Source organism: Alkalihalobacterium sp. APHAB7 (genome assembly GCF_048323755.1).
Taxonomy (GTDB): domain Bacteria; phylum Bacillota; class Bacilli; order Bacillales; family Bacillaceae_F; genus Alkalihalobacterium.
On the sequence record NZ_JBLWFS010000018.1, the window covers coordinates 25059 to 50430 of the forward strand.

A 25372-nucleotide genomic window follows, 5' to 3' on the forward strand; every position below is an offset into this window, starting at 1 on the left:
TTCAAGTAAGTTATGGATATTTTCTCTTAATTTATTTAGTCTATACACTTTCCTAAGTAAAAAACTTTATATTAAAACCTCTCCTACAAAAAAGGTTCAAAACCCTTCAATTTTATATAGTACCTAAACCACTTCCTCTAAAAGTTTCCTTTATTCCCAAGCTTTGCTTCAATTTAAAAGCTATAAAAGAAGGTGTACAGGAAAAATTACTACTATATAAAACAAAAACAATGAAATGAGGGGTTTCCATTATGAATATAAGCGAGTTACGAGATGGAGATTCGGTTTATGTAATCTATCGAAATCCACATACACAAAATGTTGCTACAGTTCAAGAGGCTACAATTACCTCTAATCCAGAAAATCCAAACGAACTATCTCTTTTCATGTACGATACATACTATCCTCTAACGGATGAATATGCGATGTATCAAACCTCTGAAGAAGCTGAACAAATGTATGAATATTATTTTGGCCCGACCATGTAATATTAAGGCCAATGAAGGAAGTGACTTATGATCAAACCATTTGTACCTCAACTCGTCTATATTGAACCTCAAGCACTCGAATATGAGCTTGGAAGAGAACTTAAAGAAAAATTCGAAAAAATGGGTCTAGAAATTAGGGAAACGACGTCACATAATCAAGTTCGTAATATCCCTGGAGACAATGACTTTCAAAAATATCGAACCGCCAAGTCAACTTTAGTTGTCGGTGTAAGACGAACGTTAAAGTTTGATACGTCTAAACCTTCAGCTGAATATGCTATTCCGTTCGCGACAGGTTGTATGGGCCACTGTCATTATTGCTATTTACAAACGACGATGGGTAGTAAACCGTATATACGGACGTATGTAAATACCGATGAAATCCTAGAAGCAGCTCAAAAATATATGGATGAACGTGCTCCTGAAATCACTCGATTTGAAGCATCTTGTACGTCTGATATTGTAGGAATCGACCACCTAACCCATTCGTTAAAACGGGCAATCGAATTTTTTGGGAAGTCTGATTTTGGTAAGTTACGTTTTGTGACAAAGTTTCATCATGTCGACCATCTACTTGATGCTGAACATAATGGCCGTACTCGCTTTCGCTTTAGCGTAAACGCTGACTTTATTATAAAAAATTTCGAACCCGGAACCTCGGCATTACAGCAACGTATTGAAGCCGCTGCTAAAGTGGCTCGTGCAGGTTATCCATTAGGGTTTATTGTTGCCCCTATCTATCTTCATGAAGGATGGCAAGAAGGGTACAAAAAAATGTTTGTTACCCTAAATGAAACGTTACCAGCAGAAGCGAAAAAAGATGTGACATTCGAATTAATCCAACATCGCTTTACGAAGCCAGCCAAACGTGTCATCGAAAAAAATTATCCAATGACGAAATTAGAATTAGATGAAGAAAAACGAAAATACAAATGGGGGAAATACGGAATTGGAAAGTATGTTTATCAAACAGATGAACAAGAAGAAATAAAAGAGACGCTCTACAGCTATATTCATGAATATTTTCCTGATGCAAAAATCGAGTATTTCACATAAGGTTGTATTATAACAGAAAAATAAAAATATAAAAAAAACAAGGATAATATAACAGTATCAGCCTTCTAAATACAAAAGAAGCCGTCTGGGTTAGACGGCTTCTTTTGTTGAGGTAAGTATGTGATATATGGTAAATGGAAATTGAAAACAATAATTAGTTTCTTGCGTAGTAATCGTTGATCATATCAAGGATTGTTTGCTCTTCCTGCACTTCTTCAAATTGACCTTTATTCTTATTCTCAGTTGACATTCTCATTAAAAACAACTCCTTGTTTGAATTTTTTGTTTATTCCTTCTTCTTGTTTTCTATTATATTACCCTGTTATATAATAGTCAACTAGTTTTTTAAAATTGTTATATTACATTTTGTCCCTTTTTTTATTAAACCAGAAAAAGAACCTCCATGCATCAGCATGGAGGTTGCTTTTTCACTCAACTTTGCAACATTAGTTTTTCAGGGTTCTCCAATAGTTCTTTAACTTTGACAAGAAAACTGACAGCTTCTTTTCCGTCTATAATGCGATGATCATAAGAAAGAGCAATATACATCATGGGTCGATTCTCCATTTGCTCTTTGTCTATAGCGACAGGTCTCCATTGTATTTTATGCATACCTAATATTCCAACTTGAGGTGTATTAAGTATCGGTGTAGATAGTAAAGATCCGAAAATCCCGCCATTTGTAATCGTAAATGTTCCACCTTGCAAATCTTGTATTTTTAAGCTTTGGTTTCTAGCTGCTTCTGCAAGTCTTGCAATCTCACTTTCAAGTTGACCAAAATCCCGTTGATCTGCATTACGGACAACAGGAACGACTAACCCTTCATCTGTAGAAACAGCCACACCAATATCATAGAAGTTTTTCTTAACGATATCTGTCCCTTCAATTTCTGCGTTCAGTAAGGGGAACTTTTTCAAGGCAGCAATAACGGCTTTTGTAAAGAATGACATAAACCCTAATTTGATTCCGTACTCTTCCTGAAATTCTTCTTTATGTCGGCTTCTCATTTCCATTACAGCTGTCATGTCGACTTCATTAAACGTTGTTAACATGGCTGCAGACTGCTGAGCTTCAACGAGACGTTTAGCGATCGTCTGCCGTCTTCTAGACATAGGAATTCTTTCGATACCTTCATTTTCTTCCTTTGATGGCTTTTCTTGAAGTGGTTGTTTTTCTGCTTGACTTGTATTTTTATTATAAAGCTCAATGTCTGATTTTCTTAACCGACCTAATGGATCTTTTGCTGTAACCTCCTCTAAGTTGATTCCTTTTTCCCGAGCTAATTTTCTTGCTGCAGGAGAAGCAATCGGGTCCTTACGTTTATCTTTTTCCCCTTCTTTATGTTTAGAGTCTTTGTTATCTTTAGTATGTTCCCTGTCCTCTGTAGAACTAGTTTCATCATCGGTGCTGTTCTGATCTTCGTTTTTACCTTCTTTCACAATAGCAAGCGTTTCGCCTACTTGGACTGTATCTCCTTCTTCCTTGCTATGTTCTTCTAAGACACCCGATACTTCACTAGTAATCTCTACATTTACTTTATCTGTTTCAAGTTCAACGACATATTCACCTTTATCAACAAATTCACCAGGTTGCTTTAACCATTTGATAATTGTTCCTTCAGTAATCGTTTCAGATAATTCAGGTACTTTTATCTCCACCTTTTAATCTCCTTTCCCTCTGAACTGTATCGCCTCATTTACAATTCGTTCTTGATCTTTTTTATGAATATTAGGATCTCCTTCTGCAGGACTTGATCTGGCAACCCTTCCGATATATTGAATGGATGTTCTTTCTTTAAAAAGATTTCTTAATTTCGGCTCAATATAAGTCCAGGCTCCCATATTTTTCGGTTCCTCTTGTACCCAAAATACTTCTTCCACTTTTGAGAACTTTTTCACGAATTCCTTTAACGACTGGAATGGAAAAGGATATAATTCTTCAATACTAATATGATGTAGTTGTTCTTGTTCCTCTTCTTCTAACTTTTCGATCTTCTCACTCAGTTCAACACCCATTTTTCCTGAAGAAAAAATAATTCTCTTCACTTTGTCTTCATGGCCTTTTTGTTTAGGGAGCGTGGCGACAAAAGATTGAAAAGAACCTTTGCTCAGTTCTTTGATGGTCGAAGCTGTCCTTGAATGGCGCAACATGCTTTTAGGTGTCATGATAATGAGCGGTCTTACTTCATCCATCTGTAAACTGGCAGCCTGTCGACGCAAGATATGAAAATATTGAGCGGCTGTAGATACATTGGCGATCGTCCAGTTGTTTTCTGCAGATAATTGAAGAAAGCGTTCTAATCTAGCGCTTGAATGCTCAGGTCCTTGACCTTCGTATCCATGCGGTAAAAGCATGACCAGCCCCGATCGTTGCCCCCACTTGGCTCTCCCTGCGGAAATAAACTGGTCCATTAACACTTGGGCTGAGTTTGCAAAATCACCATATTGCGCCTCCCACAGCACTAACGTTTCTGGTGCAAAAACATTATAACCATACTCGAAGCCAACGACTGCGGCTTCAGAAAGCGGGCTATTATGGATCGCAAAAGAAGCTTTGGCTTGAGGTAAACGATGCAGCGGTGAATACTTCTCTCCAGTCTCTCGATCATGTAATATAAGATGCCGTTGTGCAAAAGTTCCCCGTTCTGAGTCTTGCCCTGTAATTCTAATCGGTATTCCGTCCTTTAGAATGGTTGCAAAGGCTAGCGTTTCGGCGAATCCCCAATCCACCTTTCCTTGTTCCCCGAATGATTGTAAGCGTCTCTTTAAAATACGTTCAAGTTTTTCATTGGCTTTAAATTGATTCGGCCACTTTAATAGATCTTCATTTATCCTTATCAGTTCATTTGCCTCTACTTTTGTTTCAATCTTGGGTAGACCTTCTCTAATCTTTTTCGGTACGTCTATTTCTCGCTTTACTTGTTGTTTTACTTGTTTCATTTTTTCATAAGCACTTTCAAGCGATCCTTGAATGGAGATTTCAATCCTATCTATTTCGTCTTGTGTTATCACACCATTTTTCAATAAGTTATTTCCGTAAATCGTTTTTACGGTAGGATGGTCCTTTATTTGTGAGTACATTCTTGGTTGTGTCATCATCGGTTCATCCATTTCATTATGACCGTACCGACGATAACCGACTAAATCAATGATGATATCTTTTTTAAAGCGCATTTTATATTGAAACGCTAAATGAATAGCAGCTAAACAAGCTTCTGGGTCATCAGCATTTACATGGATGATTGGAATTTCAAATCCTTTGGCCAGGTCACTCGCGTAACGAGTTGAACGGGAATCACCTGTATCTGTTGTAAAACCAATTAAGTTATTGGCAATAATATGAATCGTCCCGCCAGTTTGATAGCCTTGCAAACGACTAAGATTGAGAGTTTCAGCAACTATTCCTTGACCGGGGAATGCTGCGTCACCATGAATTAAGATGGAAAAGGCTTGAGAAACATCATGCGTTGGGAGCCCGCGGTTGCTCCGCACGTCTTGTGAGGCTCGCGTAAATCCTTCAACGACTGGGTTAACAAATTCAAGGTGACTTGGGTTATTCGCTAACGTTAACTTCGCTTGCTCTGTTTTTCTATCTGAAATTTTTCGGTTGGCGCCTAGATGGTACTTCACATCTCCGCTCCATCCATAATTAATTCCAATCGAACCCTCTGATGGAACTAAATTCTTATTTGGTGCATGCAGAAACTCTGAAAAAATTAATTCATACGGTTTTCCTAGGACATGGGCTAGCACGTTTAATCGACCACGATGAGCCATACCAACCATAATATTATTAACACCTTCTTGAACGGCTTCTTCAACAGCGCTGTCAAGGATCGGAATGAGGGTATCTAAACCTTCAATCGAAAATCGCTTTTGACCTACAAAGGTTCGATGTAAAAATGTTTCAAACTCTTGAACTTCAGCCAATCGTTCAAACAGTGCTTTTCGTCCTTCTATTGTTAGAGGGCGATATATAGCCCCTGATTCCACCATTTCCGTTAACCACTCACGCTCGTATTCCTCATGCACATGACTAAACTCGAAGGCCAGTGTGTTTGTATACACATCCTTCAAATATTCAATCGCTTCTTTTCCTGTTGAGACTTGAGGCGGTGAGTAAGGACATAACACTTGATACGGGATCTTTAATAAATCCTCTTCCGTTAACTGAAACCTTTCTAAATAAAATTTATGTCCTTCCTTTTTCACAACCGGAAAAGGATAAATATCAGCTATCATATGACCATTTTGTCGTATCGCATCTGCCATCTTGATGGCTGATGCTACCTTTTCATACGAAGTGGAAGGTATCTCGGTCTTTTGCCCTTCATTTTCTTGCTCACTCGTTTCGATCCCCTCATAAGAAGTCTCACTTCCAGCTTTAAGATCTTTTGATAATTCTTCGTACCTTTCAAGAACATATCCTAAATTGGGACCGTGAAACTGTTGCCAAAGCTTCAGTTGCTTTGACTGTTTTTTGTTCATATCAATTCCTCCAACATTAGACATTGGTTTGATGGTCCTTTTATTAATCTTTAAAATGACTCTTTTCTCAAGATTACGAAAACAGCCTTCAAATAAATGCTAAAATTACTACTATTACTATAATGAATACATAAATACAATTACCGTTATGCCAAAATACAAACAATATTTTTGGCGTAAATAAAAATTTGAAGTTTTTCTAATTTTCAAATTCATTTTTTGTAGTACAATCAATAGTAGACAAAAAGAATTCTAAAGGAGTGGAGATGGAGTATGGTAAAGGCTGTTATTTTTGACTTAGATGATACATTATTATGGGATAAAAAAAGCGTAGCGGAATCATTCAAAGCTACTTGTGAGGCAGCATCAGATAAATACGATGTAAATATTGATCGATTAGAAGACGCGGTAAGAAAAGCGGCCCGTCAGTTATACAGTCAATATGAAACGTATGAATTCACGCAAATGATTGGGATCAATCCATTTGAAGGTTTATGGGGGAACTTTGATGATAAAATCAATGTAAATTTCCGAAAAATGAAGGAAATTGTCCTGCAATACCGAACAGATGCTTGGACACAAGGGTTAAAAACACTAGGAATTGAAGACCCTGCATTTGGCGCTGAACTCGGGGAGTTGTTTGCAAAAAAACGAAGAACGCTACCATTCGTATACGAGGATACGTTCACACTATTAGAGAAATTAAAAGAAGACTATCAACTCTTATTATTAACAAATGGCTCTCCAGAATTACAAAACGAAAAACTGGATATGACTCCTGAGTTAGTTCCTTACTTTGATCACATTGTCATTTCTGGTGCTTTTGGACGCGGTAAACCGGAACCTGCCATTTTTGAGCACTGCTTATATTTGACTGGATTAACGAAAGATGAAGCGGTGATGGTCGGTGATAATTTACATACCGATATTATTGGATCTAACAAAATAGGGATGAGAAATGTGTGGATTAACCGTGATAACAAAGACATCGTTGACGATATTCACCCAACCTATACTATAAAAGAATTGTCAGAGCTTCCATCATTGTTAAAACAACTTTAAACAACACTTAAACAGCTGAAGAGGCTTGCCTATTGTACGGCGAGCCTCTTTTGGTTCTTTTTTCATTATGCGTTCTTTTTTGCTTTCACCATTTTCTTTTTTGTTGTTGTAGTTGCTGCTGGTTTCGTTTTTGTTTTCGTTTTGTCAATGGATGCTTGTAAGGCAGCCATTAGATCTGTGACATTCCCTGTCGCTGCTGGTGCTTTCTTATCTGTAGCCGTTACGACCTCTTCACCATTTTTCTTCTGTTCAATTAATTCCATTAAGGCATTTCGATAATCATCATGGTACTTTTCAGGATCAAATTCTGTGGTCAACTGATCAATTAACATTTTTGCTGTCTCTAGTTCTTTATCTGTCACATCATCACTACTCGGTACATTTGGAACATCCGCCTCGTTTCGAACTTCATCTGGAAAATGAATCGTTTCCATCACGAGTGTATTATTATAAACACGAACGACCGCTAGATGTTCTTTGGAACGAATAATAATTTTTGCGATACCAATTTTACCCGAATCCTGAAGAGCTTTTCGTAATAACGTATAAGCTTTTGTTCCCCCTTCATTCGGTGCAATAAAGTAACTACGTTCAAAGTAAATAGGGTCAATTTCTTCAAGCTTTACAAAATCAATAATTTCAACTGCTTTATCTTCATTTTCTTTTCTTAATTTTTCAAGATCATCCTCATCAAGAATGACAAATTTATTTTTGGCATACTCATATGCTTTCACAATTTCTTCATTTCCCACTTCTTTTTCACAAACCGGACATTTTTTCTCGTATTTTAGAGGGGTTTTACACTCAGCATGTAAGTTACGCAATTTAATGTCTTTATTTTCTGTTGCTGCATGAAGTTTTATTGGAATGTTAACTAAACCAAAACTAATACTACCTCTCCAAACTGTATGCATTTATAGGCCTTCTTTCTGTCATTTTACTCCTTATTATTTGGTGCTTGTTATGAATTATGTAAAACGTTCAATGATAAAAGCAGTTTCTTTATGGCAATTTGAATTCCTCACCACTTAGTACACGATCATCTGGGTAAGCTAATAATGATTTGAAAGAGAAAGGATCGTAAATCATGAAAAAACCAATGAGTCCGACACTGTCATTTGAAACGCCAGTCGGGGAGAAGTGGAGATTTGAAATTAAATATGATGGGTATCGGTGTCTCCTCAAATGGAGTACCACCGAGTTTTCGCTTATTAGTAAAAATGGACGGCCTTTAAATGAGCATTTTCCTGAACTCGTTGCTGCTGGGGTAAACATTCAGCCCAACATAAAGGATTTACTTCCTCTTGAATTAGACGGTGAGATCGTTGTTCTAGAAAATGAATTAAAAGGAGACTTTGAAGCCATACAAAGACGAGGAAGATTACGAAATGAAGAAACGATAAAGCGAGAGTCTCAAAATCATCCTGTGACTTTTTGTATCTTTGACATAATAGAACTTGGTGGACAAGACCTTAAAAACGAAAGCTATTCAGATCGGAAGCAAAAGTTGTATCAATTGTTTAAAAAAGAAGAATTTCAACACGAACGAACGTTTAAGTTCGTTCCATCCTATGACTCGTTTCACCCTATATGGGAGCAAGCAATCCTACATGATAGTGAAGGCGTCATCGCTAAACTGGATCATAGTAAATGGGAAAATGGACGAACACGCTCGTGGTTGAAAATAAAGAACTATAAGCGAATTAATTGTTTTATAACAGCATTAGAAAAAGAGAATGGCTACTTCCACGTTGGATTATGGCAGGACGGACAAATAGTACCGATTGGTTTATTTAAACATGGTATGAAAAGCGAGGAAGAACGAGCATTAATTGAAACGGTAAAGAAAAATAAATCGAGTGAAAATAAGCAATTTATAAACGTTGATCCTGGAATATGTATAGAAATTAAATACTTGCAATTTTATAAAGAACAACTGAGAGAACCTTCTTTTGAACGATTTCGCTTCGATCTATCGTATGAGGCTTGTACTATTGACCAGTTACAAAATAACAAGCAACCTCCAGTCATCACCCAACATGAAGTTGAAATCACTAGCCCTGACAAAGTTTATTGGAAAGCTTTATCTTTTACAAAACAAGATTATATTGAATACATTAAAAACATTGCACCTTATTTTTTGCCCTTTTTAAAAGATCGTCATTTAACTGTTGTTCGTTATCCTAACGGTGTTGAGGGAGAAGCATTTTTCCAAAAGAACATTCCAGACTATGCTCCTTCATTTGTTGATGCTTCCGTGCATGAAGGAATTAACTATATCGTATGTCAATCCTTTGATACGCTCCTATGGTTAGGAAATCAAGGGGCCATCGAATTTCATATACCTTTTCAAACCATTAATTCTCAAATACCGAGAGAGATTGTATTCGACTTAGATCCACATTCCGTCGATGACTTTCAAGTTGCTGTAAAAGGAGCGCGCATAATTAAAGAAATATGTGATCAGCTCGGTCTACACCCTTTTGTAAAAACATCTGGTGGTAAAGGTATTCAAGTGCATTTACCTTTAAAAGGAGGGAAATATACGTTTGAAGAAACACGTATATTTACTTCATTTGTTGCTGATTTTCTCGTTTCCACAGAGCCAAATTTATTTACGATCGAACGAATGAAAAAAAATCGCGGTAAAAGACTCTATGTTGATTATATTCAACACGCAGAAGGAAAAACGATTATCGCTCCTTATTCTGCAAGAGGACGTAAAGAAGCAACCGTTGCTACCCCGTTATTTTGGGAGGAAGTTAATGAACAGTTAGCACCTACTCACTTTACGATTGATACAATTATTAAGCGCTTAAATAAAAAAGGTTGTCCGTTTGAAGATTATTTCTACGTCGATCAACCATTAGATCAAGTGATCGAGTTTTTGACTCAAAAAAAGTAATAAAAACAGGTGCGCTTGGCACCCGTTATTTATAATCCAGCAGAACGCATTAAGCGTTTTACAATTTCCTGATAATCCTCAGCTGAAATACCAGGAGCAAATTCTTCTGGTAATTCTTCATAATCCGGCGTTGGAGCTCCTTCTGGCGCTCCAATAATAACTTCTAATGGTTTTCCATCTTCTGGGTGAGTTCCCTTCCAAATTTTATTAATATCACGGAAGTCTGTCGGACTCCATGTATATAACTTCGTATGAATACCTTCATCTTCAAATTTCTGCGCTGTTTCAAACGCACGGTTACTTAAATTAGGAATCGGAAGCATCTTGGTCATATCGACACCTGTAACCACTTCAATAGCCTTTGCATACGCAACGATATGAACTCCGCCACGTACAAGTAAATAGCCGATCATTTCACGTGCAGTCGGATTTTCAGTCATCTCATATACACGCATCTTATGTGTTCTTGCCCCGCACTCTAGGAAGAAGTTATGAATTAAATCTAATAATAAATTACCACTATTAAAAACATTGTCTCCTGTCCACGGCCGACCATGTGAATCAGCTGGTTTTGCTGTTTGTGCCGTGTCTATAAAATGGTGATGAAACCTTAAATCTTTTGCCGTTTGCATCGGGGCGATATCCGGATCCCCAGGGAATGTTGTATTATTCAACATAATATTGATTGTATTAGATACTAGCTGAACATGACCAAATTCTTCAGCTGTAATACTTGCAACTAAATCATAAAACGGTTTAAACTTCTTTTTATTACGAAAGTTAAACGATTGGTACATATAATTATTCAATGTTGACATTTCACCAAATTTTCCACCAAGTAACTCTTGGACAGCGGAAGCACCATTTGGATCAGAATATTCAGGCCTTGGTAAGTCTATTAACATCTTATCAAAACGTATTATCACAAACCGTCTCCTCCTTCTCCCCTAACCAATTGGAAGCTTAAATGATAATTTACTGTGGCAGTACCCAAATAATACTTTGAGTCCGAATAAAAAAAGGTGAACCTGCAACATCTACAACCACATGATCAGGCTTAACATCAGTTAATGCGCCACGAATATTACCTTGGGCGGTTTGAACAACGACAGTTCTGCCGATAATTGTTTGTAACGTCTGATATACGTAAGGGTCAACTAATGAAATCATTTGCGGAGCGCTCGCGTGACCGTGCTGATGACCTTGATGATGATTCATGGTAACGACTCCCTTCTATTTTGTCAGTCGCTCCCATTCTATGATGCATTGTGCATGTACCATACCAATTATTTCTGTTCTCAGTTATTTGGAATAATGCAGGACAAATTAACTCGTACAATAACCTCTTTAAACTCAAAGGCTCTTTACTCAAAGGTTGTTGCGCCTTGCTTTTAGACCGTAGCCAAGCGGATGCTTAGCTCTGCACGCTGTGCGTGTAAAACGGTCCAAAAGCAACAAATTTTATGAAAACAGCCATTTTAAAAAGTAGAAATAGTGGTGTTTCTGGTAATTCAGTCAGTTTTAGTCTAAAATTTTAAATATGAAGCCATTTGAAAGGAAGGTACACTACATGACCGATAAAAAAAATCTTTATGATCGAGCGAAGCGAGTATTAATGGAAACGAGTCGGACATTTTTTATTCCTATTAGCAAATTACCGGATGAATTAGAAGAAGCTGTCATGTCTGCTTATCTTTGTATGAGGGCAATCGACGAAATTGAAGACAGTGCTGTACTTTCAACAGAAGTAAAAGTTAACTTATTAAATCAAGTCAGTGTTTTGTTAAAAAAACCTTTCGATGAAGCTGAATTAGCTACCTTATTTAAACCTTACAAATCTTCTTTACCAGAAGTCACACTAGACCTTAACGACTGGATTGAATTATGCCCTGAATCTGCAACTCCTGCCGTATTAAGCGCAACTTCCGAGATGGCAAAAGGAATGGGGAAGTGGGTGAACAAAGCCTTCAACATTGAGACTGAGGAAGATTTAGATGAATACACCTATTACGTGGCAGGTTTAGTAGGAGTAATGCTGTCAGATCTTTGGAAATGGTACGACGGGACGGAATGTGATCGAGATCTTGCAATTGGGTTCGGGCGAGGCCTACAAGCTGTTAACATGATCCGCAATCGTGAAGAAGACTTATCTCGAGACGATGTAGACTTCTTCCCAGATGGATGGGAAATGAAAGATATGTTTACATATGCCCGGAGAAATCTTAATCTTGGAGACGAATATACGAAAGAATTAACAGTTGGACCTGTTTATTATTTCTGCAAAATTCCGTTAGCGCTCGCTTTTAGTACACTAGACGCTATTGAAGCAGGACAAGAAAAGCTAACACGTAACTCTGTAATGCAAATTGTAAACGAGGTTGTTGCAGAGTAAAAATTAATAAAATTGGATAACCTGAAATAAATCAACAACAAAAGGATGACTCATAGTGCAGCTAGGCCTCACTTTGCTCGAGTCATCCTTTTAATGATGTCGCTTCCTTATAAACTTCAATTCAGGCGACGGGACGTATATAAAAAATAACCAACTATATTTTCTCTAATGCTTGCTCGATATCTGCCCAGATATCTTCCCATGCTTCTAAGCCAACAGATAAACGGATCAAGTCGTGCCCAATCCCCATCTTCTCGCGCTTTTCTTCTGGTACTACAGAATGTGTCATCGTTGCTGGATGCTGAATAAGCGTCTCTGCATCACCTAAACTTACAGCAATTTTTATTAACTGTAATTCATTCATAAATCGTTGTGCAGTTTCTTTTCCACCATCAATTAAGAAACTTATCATTCCACCTGCTTGCTTCATTTGCGATTTAACAATTTTAGCTTGCGGAAAGTGATCATCTCCTGGGAAAATAATATCTTTTATTTTTGGATGCGCTTTCATTTTATCTGCTAGTTTCAAAGCATTCGTACAATGGCGATCCATTCGAACTGGGAGCGTCTTTAAGCCACGAATTAACAACCAAGCATCAAACGGACTAATAATTCCACCGATGTCTTTCTGCGTAGTCATACGAACTTCATTAACAAATTCTTGACTTCCAACCATGAGACCAGCAACAACATCGCCGTGCCCACTAATATATTTAGTCGCACTATGAACCACGACATCAGCACCAAAGGTTATCGGTCTTTGTAAATATGGGGTGGCAAATGTATTATCAACCACTACTCTAGCTTCAAACTCTTTCCCAACCTTGCAAACTAACTCAAGATCTACTAATTTCATCGTCGGGTTAATCGGTGTTTCAATATAAATCACTTTCGTTTCAGGTCGAATATAGGAACGAATCTGCTCTTCTTCATCCATTTCAATTAAGTCATAGTCCACATTAAAGCGGTCTTTTAACAACTCTAATAAGCCATACGTACACCCATAAACTCCTTCTGAGACAAGGATATGGTCTCCTGAACGAACAAGTCCAAATAGTGTCGCAGAAACAGCAGCCATACCCGAACTAAAAGCAAGCCCTGCTTCTCCTCCTTCTAATTCAGCAATTCGTTCTTCTAGGACGGTTACCGTCGGGTTTCCTAATCTGGAGTATACATAGCCTTCTTCTTCTCCTGCAAACCGGCGTTCACCTTGCTCAGCCGATTTCATTGTGAATGTTGAGGATTGAAAAAGCGGTGGTGTTAAACTCCCTTGAAAAGATTGACTATCATAACCTTTGTGAATGACCTCTGTTTCTAATCTGTAGTTTTTCAAAACAATCACCCTTCTACGATTATTTCTCATTCTCTCCTTTTATATTATTCTATGAAAGCATCATTCGGTCAATGGTAACGCTTACATTTTTTTAAGAAAATACACAAAAGCCACAACTTCTAATCTTATTAATTTGTCTCAATAATTGTTGCTTTGAGCTATAGAAGTTAACCAAACTAGCTTTAGTGGGGACTTATAAGCCAAAGTTGGTCCCGACTTAAACATCAAGCTATTGGTTAAATTCTTTCATGATTTATTCCTTTATGTGCTCCAATCATTGCTTTTGGTTGATGCTTCCTCCTAGTTTTTTCCTCCACTGCTCATCATTCTGCACTTTTCGTTCACGCTTTCTCCTAGTTTTTCCCTATTCCGCTCACTAATCACTGCCCTGACTTTTTAATACTTCCATCTAGGGTGGTTCAATCCATTAATTTTTAGAATGACGAAGAGGCTGACTAGAACAGGTTACTAATTTCACCCTATAGTCAGCCTCATTAGATACCACCTGCCAGAAGAACATATGATTTTCCAAGTATTTATTTTAATTCAAATCAAGTCAACCTGCTGCAGCGACATCATCGAAAACAAAACAGACTTTATTTTCCCTTATCTAGAAATCAACTGATCCAAACTATACCAACCGTATGCAGCTTCTTTATATGATTGCCCGCCGATTTCAATGTCTTCACTTACTAAAAATTCTCCATTTAATGCTTCTTCGTAAAAACGTTTAGCCGGATTGTCGTCGAGGACCCAAACTACTAGCGCTTGACATCCGTTGTCCTTTAATACCTCTGCAGCCTTTCCAACCAGCTGCTTTCCTCCACCTTTTCGTTGCGCATTTTCGTATAAATAGATTGCGAACAGCTCACCATCAATTCCTGGAAAATTTCCTGTTCGTTCTTTACCAACAGCCGCAAACCCAAAAACTTTATCATCTTCTTCAATCACAAGAACAGTAGTTGGATGGTTCTCGGTAGAAAGAACTCGCTTCCACATTTCCTGTCGATCTTCCACTTTTAATGAATCCAAATATTCTTCGGAAACGATTCCTTTGTAGGTTGTCTTCCAACTTGCAACATGAATATCGGCAATCACTTGAACATCTTTAAATTGAGCTAATCTTATATTCATAGTTTCCCCTTCTTTCTCTAGATAGAGTATTCATAAAATAAAATGGAAATACTGTGATTAGGAGGTGTTACTTATGGCGGAACCATATTTATGTCCTAATTGTAAAACCAACCGATCCCGTTTTAACCGTATTGAACAAATAGCTCAAGCTGTTAAACTGAACCCACAAACAGGTGATGTAGTGGAAGAGTATTCAAACGAAAAACTCGATCCTTTTCATCTGCCTTACCGTGGTCCTTCATTAAAAATACAGTGTGGTGCATGTGGACTCATTGAAGACGAGCGAATGTTTGTACAGTACGGAAAAAATAATCGTTAATTTCAGTTGTTTTTAACAAGAGAGGGCTATAACCCTCTTTTTTATTTCATATCATTTAATTAAAGTGACGGTTTCCTTTTTCAAAACGAAAATAAACTGTTAAAATACTCTTGTAATAGAAATTATACATAAGCGAGGGAAATAAATGGAGAATTTACAATCAAAACTTGAAAAGTATGCTGAATTAGCCGTAAAAGTTGGTGTCAATATTCAAGAAGGTCAAACTTTAGTGATCAATGCACCACTTGCAGCTACAGACTTTGTTCGACTTGTAGCGAAGAAAGCTTATGACGCTGGTGCAAAAAATGTCCATGTTGAATGGAATGACGAAGAACTAACATTAATTAAATATAAGAATGCCCCGGATGAAGCTTTTCATGAGTTTCCACTTTGGAAAGCAAAGGGATATGAAGAAATGGCCGAAAATGGTGCTGCTTTTATGAGTATCGTCGCTAGTAATCCAGACTTACTGAAAGGTGTAAACCCTGAGCGTATTGCTAATGCGAACAAAGCATCTGGTCAAGCGATGGATACATTCCGTTCGTATGTTCAATCTGACAAAATCAGTTGGACAGTGATCGCGGCATCTGCACCGGGCTGGGCTCAAAAAGTGTTCCCTAATGATTCTGAAGAAGCAGCGGTTGAAAAACTGTGGAATGCAATTTTCAGCGCAACACGCGTTGAACTAGAAGATCCTGTTTCAGCATGGAAAGAGCATTGCGAAAACCTTACGAGTAAAGTTGAATTCCTAAACAATAAGCGTTTCCAAAAGCTTCACTATACAGCTCCTGGTACTGACTTAACAATTGAACTACCTGAAAAACACTTATGGGCTGGTGCAGGAAGTAACAACGAACAAAATGTATACTTCGTTGCTAACTTACCAACCGAAGAAGTGTTTACAGCTGCGAAGAAAGACGGCGTTAACGGAACAGTATCTAGTACGAAACCATTAAACTATGGTGGAACACTTATTCAAAACTTTTCTTTAACATTCAAAGATGGAAAAGTTGTAGAATATTCAGCTGACGAAGGCTATGAAACACTAAAACGCCTAGTTGAAACAGATGAAGGTTCGGCTTATTTAGGTGAAGTCGCTTTAGTACCACATGATTCACCGATCTCAAACTCAAATGTTATTTTCTACAATACATTATTTGATGAAAATGCATCTAACCACTTAGCTCTAGGAAGTGCCTACGCGTTTAACCTTGAAGGTGGAAAAACGATGTCTAAAGAAGAATTACAAAAGAATGGCTTAAACACTAGTATTACACACGTTGATTTCATGATCGGTTCTGCGGACATGAATATCGATGGAATTACAGCGGACGGTGAGCGTGAACCATTATTTAGAAATGGAAATTGGGCATTTTAATATAATGTACCGATAGCAAAAGAAAAAAGCTACGTCTCCTTATCTAGGCAGGCGTAGCTTCTTTTTATCTTTTTATATTAATTCTATATATTAACTAGGGGCGTCTAATTGGTGTAGAGTTTTCGTAATACTAAGAGATTTCATTTTGTTATATTCTTTTAAGCCGCACTTTCCTATAACAAAACTCGAGAAAGAATAAATCCCTTTTGGCTTTGCGCTTCTCTCAATATCATCAATTAATAACTGTAAATAGTAATTAACAACAAAGACATCTTGATTTACAACAGGTATGTCGACTATTTTATATTTCTGTCCACTCATATGAAACAGTTCTAATTTTTTTGTTGCCATACATTTACCACCCCAATATTGTTCTATAAATAGAATAACTCATTTTCTTATTACGAACAACATAATTCATTAAAGTTTTTAGAAAATTCAACTAAAATATTATAAGTGGGCAGTAAAATTATGCTGCTTTGTCAGCGCCTTCACTTCCTCTAATTGATGTTCGGTTATATTTTTACATTGGTCATAAGACTGAAGAATATCATTCAACTGTTCCACGGTTCTTGGCCCAGGAATTGTTGTGGCTACTACTGATGGCGTTGTTACATAACGAAGAGCTAAACTTGTGTTCCTTTGATTTCCTAATATTCTTTCGATCTCTGGAAGTAGTTGTGATAATTCATTTGACGAATAGTCAAGATAGCCATTAGCAATTTTATTTTTCCAATTTGAAGATAATACTCCCTTAGCTAACGGCCCTCTAGAGATGACAGATATATGTTGTTTACTTAATAAATCAAACATCTCTACTTCTGCTCGGCGGTCTAGTAAACTATATTGCATCATTACACTAACAATATTTGATTTCTCTACATACTCACGTATGACGTTAGGTCGTATGGATGAAATACCATAATATCGAATGAGACCTTCTTTTTTCAGCTCTTCAAATGCTTCAATTGTTTCATCAATTGGATCCTCAATCGTTCCGCCGTGAAGTTGATATAAATCAATGTAATCCATTTGTAGACGACGAAGACTTTCTTTTACTGCTGTTTTTATGTAGGTTTTGGATGGGTCCCATCGCCAGCCCTCTTGGTCTTTGTCCCAGCGGTTTCCACCTTTAGTTGCAACTATTATTTCATCCCTTTTTCCTTTAACGGCTTTTCCGACAAGCTCTTCGTTTAATCCAAACTCATATAAATCTGCTGTATCAATAAAATTCATTCCACCATCTATCGCTTTATGGATGATTTCAATACTTTCCTTTTCATTCTCAGTTTTTAATGACATGGAACCTAGCCCAACTTCTGAGACAAATAAATCACTCGTTCCTAAACGTCTTTTTAACATGATTTCACCATCCAATTCTTCTTTTACTTTAGTTAAGCAGATTTATAGTAAGCAATCAAACAAGACACCTTAAATCTACAACATATGAAATCCTGCATCACAATACAAAGGGAGTCACTATCATGATGACAGTAACTCCCCCTTTTAGCCCTAGTGGCTAGCTTTTCATTATTTTATTTTATAAGAGTGTATTGAGTCGGCAACATTGTAAATGCTTGTTTTCCAATTAAAAAACATGCCATCGCATACGCTTCAAGTTGATCACGAAGTGTTTCTTTTCCATCCTCGATATTAACCACTTTTACCGTGTACGGTTCATATAAGATTTCATCATGAAATGCAGTTCTTAAATAGTGAACCGATTTCTGTAATCCGTGATTTCCACGATACATCACTTCGTAAAAAGAGATAAACCCGTGCATAACTCCTTTATAACGAATGGTTTCCACTGGTACACCGAAGTCACTTAATCTTTTGCCGTAAGCTTCTCCTTCATCTCGTAATGGATCAAATTCAGCAGTAATAATTAAGGTTGGCGGTAATCCTGTTAAATCTTTAGCTTCCAATGGTGACGTATAAGGGTTTGACCACATATCTGGCTCTGGTGTATATTTATCTCTTGCTAAATACATGACACTTCTTGAAAGTAAATAATAACCGCTATCGTAGACATTTCGAGAGGGTAACGCTACATCTTGAAACGTCGTTAACGGGTAATAGAGTACTTGTGCAGTTAATTCTGGACCACCTTCGTCTCTTGACATCATCGCAACAACAGTAGCGATGTTACCGCCTGCACTATCCCCGGCTACTGCGATTTTACTTACATCCCCATTCCACGCTTCAGCCATATCGTACGCCCACAACAGCGCATCATACCCATCTTCAATCGCAGTTGGAAATACATATTTGGGCGCAACACGATAACCAACAGCTACGACGATACTCTGTGTTCTTCCTGCTAATGCACGAACAATATTTTCATGTGTTTCAATACTTCCATAACCTTCTAGGAACGCCCCGCCATGATAATACATTATAATTGGATAAGGTCCTTCCCCATTGGGTCGATAAACTTTTCCTGTTATCTCCGAACCATCTCGAACTGGGATCTCAACAGTCTCTCTAACCATTGTACTTCTCCCAGTACTTCCCCTAACAAAGTTCGGTATTTCTAAATCAAGAGGCACTAAATTCTCATTGACGGCGTGTAAGATTACCGCAGTCTTTACTGGTAATTTTCCTTCCTCTTTAGATGCCCATTGTTCTACAGTTACAAAAACTACAACCGCAAATAAGAGAACAAAAACAGCAACGCCAACGGTTATATTTCTGATTATTCTGAAAAATTTATATATATTACTTTTTATTTTCATTTTGTTCCCCTCATTCCTCTCCCAATAACAATAACAATAACAATAACGAATATTCAAAAAAACTATCTTAATAAAATTATATCAGATATTTTAGATTTTTGTTCATACTTTTACAAATTATTTATGTAATTTTACACAATTTTATAGATTTCGGTTATTTGACCGAACAAAAAAGAACCGTAGTAAACGATTCTCTTTTGTTACAGGTAGTATTTGTTTCTTTGTTATGAAATATTAGAATGTATAGGAAAAATTTTGTCCGTCTTTTTAAATCTTAATAAAAGTGATCTTACTTTTATTAGGAAGACACACATAATAATTATTTGGTGCGTGAGTTTTCGTCCCAATGTACTTGAAGAAATTCATCTCTTCCTGATTTTTCCCGGTCTTCTTTATAATGTGTAGGGCTCTTTTTATAATAATCTTGATGATACTCTTCTGCTGGGTAAAACGTTGATGCTTCCATGATCTCTGTAACGATCGGTTTTGAAAACTTCTGACTCTGCTCCAACTTATCTCTAGACGCCAGTGCTTCTTCCTGTTGTTCTTGATTATGATAAAAGATCGCTGTACGGTATTGTGGACCTCTATCATGAAATTGCCCTTCTGGATCAGTAGGATCTACCTGCTGCCAGTAAATTTCAAGAAGCCTCGAGTAAGGAAAAAGCTCTGGATGAAATGTAATCTGAACAACCTCGTAATGACCAGTTGTTCCCGTTTTTATCTGTTCATATGACGGGTTTTCTACGTGTCCGCCCATATATCCTGATACGACTTTCTCTATTCCTTCAAATTCATCGAATGGCTTGACCATGCACCAAAAGCACCCGCCAGCAAAAGTTGCATGCTGCAATGTATTTTCCATATATAACGTCATTAACTACACCCCCAAAAGTTTAGTGAATTTATCGTACTCCTTTATAATTTGAAATGCAAAAAATCAGTCTTATGGTTGAAATCCAGTCGTAGTAAGTCGGTGTTGACTTACCGTATGCCTGTGAAAAAGTTTCGCTAGTCGCGAGGTCTAGACATTTTATAGATGTTATACATACTTAACTGCAAATAAAAAACTACCGCTTCTTCGCGATAGTCTGAGAAATAGTGAATCTATTTATTTTATTTATTAAAAATTAATGATTAGTGTGGAATGGATCTTTAGCATCGATATCAGACATTTTCATAAACATAATTGACATTGTAATACTAATTACCATTGCTAATCCACCGAAACTAAGAATTGCTACTAATGCTACTGCGCTCATTTAAGTCACCCCTATTTTAAATCTATATACGTTAATTACTATCTATATAGTAACATATATCTCAGCTCTAATTATGGCGAAACTGTGACAATTAGCTGTAAGAATACACCACTGAGACTTTAGCACGGATAACCACATCTTGTGTAGTAATTGGCGGTGTAGCAGGATAAGTTGCGGCTAGCACCATTCCTTCAGGTTGAAAAACCGAAACAGGTTCGTCACTGATTTCCGTAATTGTTATTGGTGGCTGAAGTAATGTAACCCCCATTTGCTCAGCAATGTGATTTGCCTTTTTTGTACTACTTTGGACAGCAATGGACAAAGCTTGCAGATAATATTCCTGTGGATTAGAAAGCTTAAACTGTAAACCTTGAATGACATTAGCACCGGCTTCTGCGCTTGTGCTTAACACTTCACCAACCTGATTAATATCGGTTATCGTAATATCAAATAAATGTTCCACTTCATATCCCCTAAGAATACTTTTACCTTCAATAAAATCGTAAATGGGTCTAACATTATATGTCCTTGTTTCTATTCTTTCTCTCGGTATTCCTAAGTTTTCTAAGTTTTGTATGATGTTATTAGCAATTCGTGCATTTTCCTGAATAGCTTCATTTGGATGTTCTCTTTCAGTACGCACACCTAACGTAACTTGAACAATATCGGGAGTAGCAGCTACTTCCCCTTCACCAATAACGGTGAGACGAAATCGATTTCCGTCTGAACTGCGAATCGGTTGACGATAATACATACTCATTCCCCCCTACAAGTTGTTATAAAATTGTTTTAATTGATTATATGGTTTGAACCGATCTTTTATCGTGTTACTTTTATGAAAATATAAAAAATTCATTGCTAAAAACCTAAATGAAGTTGATTTTCAGAGTGTCGTGTATTTTTCGCAGTTATGGTGAAACTACTAGCGTAACCTTAAAGGAGGAGATTTTGCTATGAAAAAACGCCGTCCTCAAGAAGACAAGGCATTGACGAACAACCAAACACCAACTGAATCGATGTTTAACGAAGAAACATCAAGTGAATTGGTCGATCAACCGAAGAAAAGACAGAAAAAGAAAAAGTAACAGCTTACCTTGCTGTTACTTTTTCTTTACCTAATATTATTTGATTGTTTCTGCCATCACTATAAATGGCGGAAGGACCTCTTTTTCACGTGGAGTATGGATTGTTAATATGATTGGCTGTTCCTTGCTCTTAACGAGGATAACACTAACTGCAAATTTTTCTGTATAGGCTTTATACCATACAGAACCTTCTAGAAAATCGCTCATTAATGCGGTTTCATTGTGGAAATATTCATCAGAAACAGCTTTGGCGCGCATTGGAATATCTGCTTCTACTTTACTCAAATCAACATCTGTTGGCAGTACTTCAATTCTCATAAAAACATTACCATCTTCTTTAGATATCACAACATCTTTTCTAGGTTCTTCTGCTTCAAGTTCATACTTATCATAGATATACATTGAGAAGTTTTGATTGTCACTTTTTCTGAGAAAAGCAGTTTCTTCATACAGCTCTCCTTCAATGCGATATGTTAATTTTTTTTCATTTGATTTTTCTTCAGATTGATCCATTTGCTCCTCATTGTCTTTTTGTTCTTCTTGCTGGTCATTTGAACTGCTTTCTGCGCTTTCTCCATCTTGGGTTTGTTTTTCTTGCGGTTGACTTCCCCTACTTTCTTCTATAGGGTCTACCTGCTCTGCCGTGCCACAACCTCCTAATAGAAGTACACCAAATAAAACAGTCATTATTAATCTTATTCCTTTTTTCATTCTGTAACCTCTCCTTTTACTTCTTGAATAAGTTGAATGCTGCATTCACTTATATAGACGCTTCACTCTCTATTCGGTTACAACAGTCGAAAAATCCCCCCAAAAAAAAGCCGAATATAAATCGGCCTTTTGCTTAAGCCTGAACAAACTCAATTTCCTCTTTCGTTCGGCTGTATTTAATTTTTACACCCTGACCATCAAAATACCACATATCTTCTCTTTCAATAAAAAAAATCGTACCTTCCATATTAACTTCAATCGCAGCATCTTTCGGCTCTTCTTTCACAATCCCTAACGAAAAACCTTGTTGGAAGCTTCCACACCCACCGTAACGTACAAAAATTCTCATATATTCTGTGCCTTCTAAGTTAAATTCATCTTTAAACCATTGATACGCTGGCTTTGTTACTTCAATACTCACTCCAAACACTCCTAACGTCTCGTTGTACTACTCTGTTTCGCTATTTTTACTATAACACATTTTATAGAAACATTCTCGTTCGAAACATTGAAAAATAGGAATAGGAAAAGCTTGCCTCATCATAAAGTTTAACACAACTAGTACTAAAATATTTCATTAAGGAGGGGGATGCATGGGTATATCCTTTCAAAACCTTTCACGGAAACATATGACCTTCCAAGAAGTGTTTCAATATATATGTTCATTTATGGAGAAGGAACCTGCTTCAACCTATCGTTTAATTATTGGAACCGATTCACAAGTACATGGCAAATATACGCGATTTGTCACTGGGATTGTTATTCGCCGAGAAGGAAAAGGTGCATGGGGATGCATAAGAAAATTTGATATCCCCACGCGAATTGAATGTCTCCATTCAAAAATATCAATAGAGACAACACTAACCGAGCAAATTGCTCAATTATTTACAATCCAACGAAAAAAGCAAATGATCAATATCATTCTCCCGCATATTAAAGAAGGCAGTTCCTTAACGATCGAAGGCCATATTGATGTTGGACAGGGGGCAAGAAATAAAACAAAAGTTTATGTCGAAGAAATGGTCAAACGGATTGAAGAACATGGCATGAAACCCTTTATTAAACCTCAATCTTTCGTAGCTTCTTCCTATGCAAACCGTTACACAAAATAAGGGTGACGAGAAAAACAGGCTTGGTTCATTTTTGCCTCGACGAAACTTTTTTTGCCGTAGTGAATAATATACATTAACACTAAGGGAAAAAAGGTGATGAAAATGGGAAGAAATAAGAAAGTCGTACAGTACGCCCATTTATTGCACAAGCTTAAAGTGATTACTGCAAAACAAAGAGACGATATAATTAGAAAGAACACTAGACAACTACAGCCATAATGCATAGATGCAATTACGCATATAACCATAAGATCATGTTAAAAAGCTGCGACCTGATTAAGATTAAGGTGGGCAGCTTTTGTTTGATTCAGATGAAAATAAGGCAACAGGTCAGGCACATGACTAAGGTATACTACATTTACTCTCATGTTTTTGAGGTTAAAACATAATTATAAATAGAAGAGTGCCAAATTTCCGGCTCCCCTTTGCCAACATTTTAGCAATAAAAAAGGAGGTAAAGAAATGACAACAAAAGGTACTCAAACAACACCTGATTTACTTCAAGCTGTGTTTGACACAATCGATGAAGGAATCCATGTTGTCGATTTAAATGGGAAAACCATTTACTATAATAAGGTGGCTGCCCAATTAGACGGTGTTGATGCAAGTGAAGTCATTCATAAACATGTACTTGATGTTTTCCCTTCACTGACAGAAGAAACAAGTACGTTACTACAAGTCATAAAACACGGGTCACCTATCTATTATCAAAAACAGCGGTTTGCTAACGTTCGTGGCGTCCTTGTGGATACGGTTAATACGACAATGCCGATTTACCAAAACAATGTAATTGTTGGCGCTGTTGAGATATCTAAAAACCTTTCAGAAATCAAGAAGCTCTCCGAGAAGCTCATTGAATTACAAGAAAAATTCATTCGGAATGGAACTTCAGCTAAAAAAGGAAATTCTACTTCGAGTGCAAGGTTTGATTTCGAGGATATCATCACTCAAAATGAAACACTAAAGAAACTCAAACAAACAGCAACCAAAGCAGCCAAGACTGCTTCACCGATCTTAATCTATGGTGAAACCGGAACAGGGAAAGAGCTGTTTGTTCAGTCGATTCATAATCATTCCCAAAGAAAAAACGGCCCGTTTATCGCTCAAAATTGTGCAGCGATACCCGCTAGTCTTCTTGAAAGTATTTTGTTCGGTACTTCTAAAGGAAGTTTTACAGGTGCAGCCGAACGGCCAGGTTTGTTCGAATTGGCCCATAATGGCACTTTGTTCCTTGATGAAATTAACTCGATGCCGATTGATCTACAAGCAAAGTTACTACGAGTCATTGAAGATGGAATTGTTCGGAGAATTGGCGGCACAAGAGGCATTCAATGTAATGTTCGCATCATTACAGCGATGAATGAACATCCAACGACTTGTGTAAAAGCAGAAAAACTCCGCCAAGATTTATTTTACCGAATTAGTGTTGTTACGCTTCATATTCCACCTTTGCGTGAGAGAAAAGAGGATATTTCGTTATTATCCGAACATTTTTTAAAGAAGTTTAATGACCGTTTTAATAAGTCTGTTAAAAGTCTAGCTCACAATGTGCAAGCCCTCTTTCAACAATACAATTGGCCTGGTAATGTCCGGGAGTTAGAACATGCCATCGAATCCGCTATGAATATTGCAGATGGCAATACAGTAACGGAAGACCATCTACCGAGTCATCTATTTCACACCTCTTCTCCAATCCAAACCGAACCGATCTCCTTTCGGAAAGAAGTAGATAAATTCGAGAAGGTTTTAATTGAAAGCGCACTGCATAGATACAACAAGAATATTCTACAAGCGGCGAAATTTTTAAACCTACCAAGACAGACCCTTCAATATAAAATGAAAAAGTATAACATATCTAAATGACAACTGACGATTTTTCGGCACTGCCATTTTTCATTTTTTACATCCT

Annotated in this window: 25 protein-coding genes; 10 read left to right on the forward strand and 15 right to left on the reverse strand. The window is 37.2% G+C overall.

All coding sequences use genetic code 11. The annotated features are described in order from the left end of the window. Positions 1–251 precede the first annotated feature (251 nt). Together ACNSTQ_RS16020 and splB are read left to right on the forward strand one after the other, a co-directional pair. Positions 252–488: a transcriptional regulator SplA domain-containing protein gene (locus tag ACNSTQ_RS16020; RefSeq protein ID WP_418200825.1), complete on the forward strand. Its 237-nt coding sequence runs from the start codon at positions 252–254 to the stop codon at positions 486–488. Positions 489–515: 27 nt separating this feature from the next. Continuing rightward, a complete protein-coding gene (gene splB, locus ACNSTQ_RS16025; protein ID WP_418200826.1) occupies positions 516–1544 on the forward strand; it encodes a spore photoproduct lyase in 1029 nt (342 codons plus the stop codon). 432 nt (positions 1545–1976) lie between these two features. On the opposite strand, the gene odhB is transcribed toward splB, so the two are convergent. Together odhB and ACNSTQ_RS16035 are read right to left on the reverse strand one after the other, a co-directional pair. Then, complete coding sequence (odhB, locus tag ACNSTQ_RS16030; protein ID WP_418200827.1) at positions 1977–3203, reverse strand: 2-oxoglutarate dehydrogenase complex dihydrolipoyllysine-residue succinyltransferase; 1227 nt, start codon at positions 3201–3203, stop codon at positions 1977–1979. Between the two features lie 3 nt (positions 3204–3206). After that, positions 3207–6032, reverse strand: a complete 2826-nt coding sequence (locus ACNSTQ_RS16035) for a 2-oxoglutarate dehydrogenase E1 component (protein WP_418200828.1) — start codon at positions 6030–6032, stop codon at positions 3207–3209. Positions 6033–6305: 273 nt separating this feature from the next. Between ACNSTQ_RS16035 and ACNSTQ_RS16040 the strand changes: the two genes are divergently transcribed. Further along, entirely contained in the window at positions 6306–7094 is a 789-nt protein-coding gene (locus ACNSTQ_RS16040; protein ID WP_418200829.1) for an HAD family hydrolase, read from the forward strand. Between the two features lie 65 nt (positions 7095–7159). Here ACNSTQ_RS16040 and ACNSTQ_RS16045 read toward each other — a convergent pair whose 3' ends face one another. Then, positions 7160–8008 (reverse strand): Ku protein, encoded by an 849-nt coding sequence (locus tag ACNSTQ_RS16045; protein WP_418200830.1) that lies wholly within the window; start codon positions 8006–8008, stop codon positions 7160–7162. Between the two features lie 173 nt (positions 8009–8181). On the opposite strand from ACNSTQ_RS16045, the gene ACNSTQ_RS16050 reads away from it, so the two are divergent. Further along, positions 8182–9999 carry a DNA ligase D gene (locus ACNSTQ_RS16050; RefSeq protein ID WP_418200831.1) on the forward strand — a complete coding sequence of 606 codons (1818 nt, stop codon included), beginning with the start codon at positions 8182–8184 and terminating at the stop codon, positions 9997–9999. 29 nt (positions 10000–10028) lie between these two features. On the opposite strand, the gene ACNSTQ_RS16055 is transcribed toward ACNSTQ_RS16050, so the two are convergent. Then, the gene (locus tag ACNSTQ_RS16055) at positions 10029–10925 is read right to left on the reverse strand and encodes a manganese catalase family protein (protein WP_418200832.1); all 897 of its coding nucleotides are present in this window, start codon (positions 10923–10925) and stop codon (positions 10029–10031) included. Between the two features lie 49 nt (positions 10926–10974). Further along, a complete protein-coding gene (locus ACNSTQ_RS16060) occupies positions 10975–11217 on the reverse strand; it encodes a YuzF family protein (protein ID WP_275117416.1) in 243 nt (80 codons plus the stop codon). A 352-nt stretch (positions 11218–11569) separates the two neighbouring features. On the opposite strand from ACNSTQ_RS16060, the gene ACNSTQ_RS16065 reads away from it, so the two are divergent. Then, positions 11570–12391: a squalene/phytoene synthase family protein gene (locus ACNSTQ_RS16065; protein WP_418200833.1), complete on the forward strand. Its 822-nt coding sequence runs from the start codon at positions 11570–11572 to the stop codon at positions 12389–12391. 154 nt (positions 12392–12545) lie between these two features. Here ACNSTQ_RS16065 and megL read toward each other — a convergent pair whose 3' ends face one another. Both megL and ACNSTQ_RS16075 read right to left on the reverse strand, forming a co-directional pair. Continuing rightward, entirely contained in the window at positions 12546–13754 is a 1209-nt protein-coding gene (gene megL, locus ACNSTQ_RS16070) for a methionine gamma-lyase (protein WP_418200834.1), read from the reverse strand. Between the two features lie 576 nt (positions 13755–14330). Beyond that, positions 14331–14858, reverse strand: coding sequence for an N-acetyltransferase family protein (locus ACNSTQ_RS16075; RefSeq protein WP_418200835.1), 528 nt, complete (start codon positions 14856–14858; stop codon positions 14331–14333). 73 nt (positions 14859–14931) lie between these two features. On the opposite strand from ACNSTQ_RS16075, the gene ACNSTQ_RS16080 reads away from it, so the two are divergent. Both ACNSTQ_RS16080 and ACNSTQ_RS16085 read left to right on the forward strand, forming a co-directional pair. Further along, positions 14932–15177, forward strand: coding sequence for a DNA alkylation repair protein (locus ACNSTQ_RS16080; RefSeq protein WP_418200836.1), 246 nt, complete (start codon positions 14932–14934; stop codon positions 15175–15177). 145 nt (positions 15178–15322) lie between these two features. Continuing rightward, positions 15323–16555 carry an aminopeptidase gene (locus ACNSTQ_RS16085; protein WP_418200837.1) on the forward strand — a complete coding sequence of 411 codons (1233 nt, stop codon included), beginning with the start codon at positions 15323–15325 and terminating at the stop codon, positions 16553–16555. A 90-nt stretch (positions 16556–16645) separates the two neighbouring features. On the opposite strand, the gene ACNSTQ_RS16090 is transcribed toward ACNSTQ_RS16085, so the two are convergent. The 6 genes from ACNSTQ_RS16090 to ACNSTQ_RS16115 form a co-directional block, all read right to left on the reverse strand. After that, positions 16646–16906, reverse strand: a complete 261-nt coding sequence (locus tag ACNSTQ_RS16090; RefSeq protein WP_275117422.1) for a DUF2535 family protein — start codon at positions 16904–16906, stop codon at positions 16646–16648. 99 nt (positions 16907–17005) lie between these two features. Next, the gene (locus ACNSTQ_RS16095) at positions 17006–17917 is read right to left on the reverse strand and encodes an aldo/keto reductase (RefSeq protein ID WP_418200838.1); all 912 of its coding nucleotides are present in this window, start codon (positions 17915–17917) and stop codon (positions 17006–17008) included. A 173-nt stretch (positions 17918–18090) separates the two neighbouring features. Next, positions 18091–19293, reverse strand: coding sequence for an alpha/beta hydrolase (locus tag ACNSTQ_RS16100; RefSeq protein ID WP_418200839.1), 1203 nt, complete (start codon positions 19291–19293; stop codon positions 18091–18093). A gap of 319 nt (positions 19294–19612) precedes the next feature. Continuing rightward, positions 19613–20146 carry a peptide-methionine (S)-S-oxide reductase MsrA gene (gene msrA / locus ACNSTQ_RS16105; RefSeq protein ID WP_418200880.1) on the reverse strand — a complete coding sequence of 178 codons (534 nt, stop codon included), beginning with the start codon at positions 20144–20146 and terminating at the stop codon, positions 19613–19615. A gap of 277 nt (positions 20147–20423) precedes the next feature. After that, entirely contained in the window at positions 20424–20555 is a 132-nt protein-coding gene (locus tag ACNSTQ_RS16110) for a hypothetical protein (RefSeq protein ID WP_418200840.1), read from the reverse strand. Between the two features lie 91 nt (positions 20556–20646). Then, positions 20647–21309 (reverse strand): SIMPL domain-containing protein, encoded by a 663-nt coding sequence (locus tag ACNSTQ_RS16115; RefSeq protein ID WP_418200841.1) that lies wholly within the window; start codon positions 21307–21309, stop codon positions 20647–20649. 199 nt (positions 21310–21508) lie between these two features. Here ACNSTQ_RS16115 and ACNSTQ_RS16120 point away from each other — a divergent pair, with 199 nt between their 5' ends. Then, entirely contained in the window at positions 21509–21640 is a 132-nt protein-coding gene (locus ACNSTQ_RS16120) for a hypothetical protein (RefSeq protein WP_275117427.1), read from the forward strand. A 36-nt stretch (positions 21641–21676) separates the two neighbouring features. On the opposite strand, the gene ACNSTQ_RS16125 is transcribed toward ACNSTQ_RS16120, so the two are convergent. Both ACNSTQ_RS16125 and ACNSTQ_RS16130 read right to left on the reverse strand, forming a co-directional pair. Beyond that, positions 21677–22351, reverse strand: coding sequence for a hypothetical protein (locus tag ACNSTQ_RS16125; protein ID WP_418200842.1), 675 nt, complete (start codon positions 22349–22351; stop codon positions 21677–21679). A 133-nt stretch (positions 22352–22484) separates the two neighbouring features. Then, on the reverse strand, positions 22485–22772 hold the full coding sequence (locus tag ACNSTQ_RS16130) for a HesB/YadR/YfhF family protein (protein ID WP_418200843.1): 288 nt from the start codon (positions 22770–22772) through the stop codon (positions 22485–22487). Positions 22773–22944: 172 nt separating this feature from the next. Here ACNSTQ_RS16130 and ACNSTQ_RS16135 point away from each other — a divergent pair, with 172 nt between their 5' ends. Continuing rightward, the gene (locus ACNSTQ_RS16135; RefSeq protein WP_275117429.1) at positions 22945–23463 is read left to right on the forward strand and encodes a ribonuclease H-like YkuK family protein; all 519 of its coding nucleotides are present in this window, start codon (positions 22945–22947) and stop codon (positions 23461–23463) included. A 462-nt stretch (positions 23464–23925) separates the two neighbouring features. Further along, positions 23926–25326, forward strand: coding sequence for a sigma-54 interaction domain-containing protein (locus ACNSTQ_RS16140; RefSeq protein ID WP_418200844.1), 1401 nt, complete (start codon positions 23926–23928; stop codon positions 25324–25326). The last annotated feature ends 46 nt before the right edge of the window (positions 25327–25372 follow it).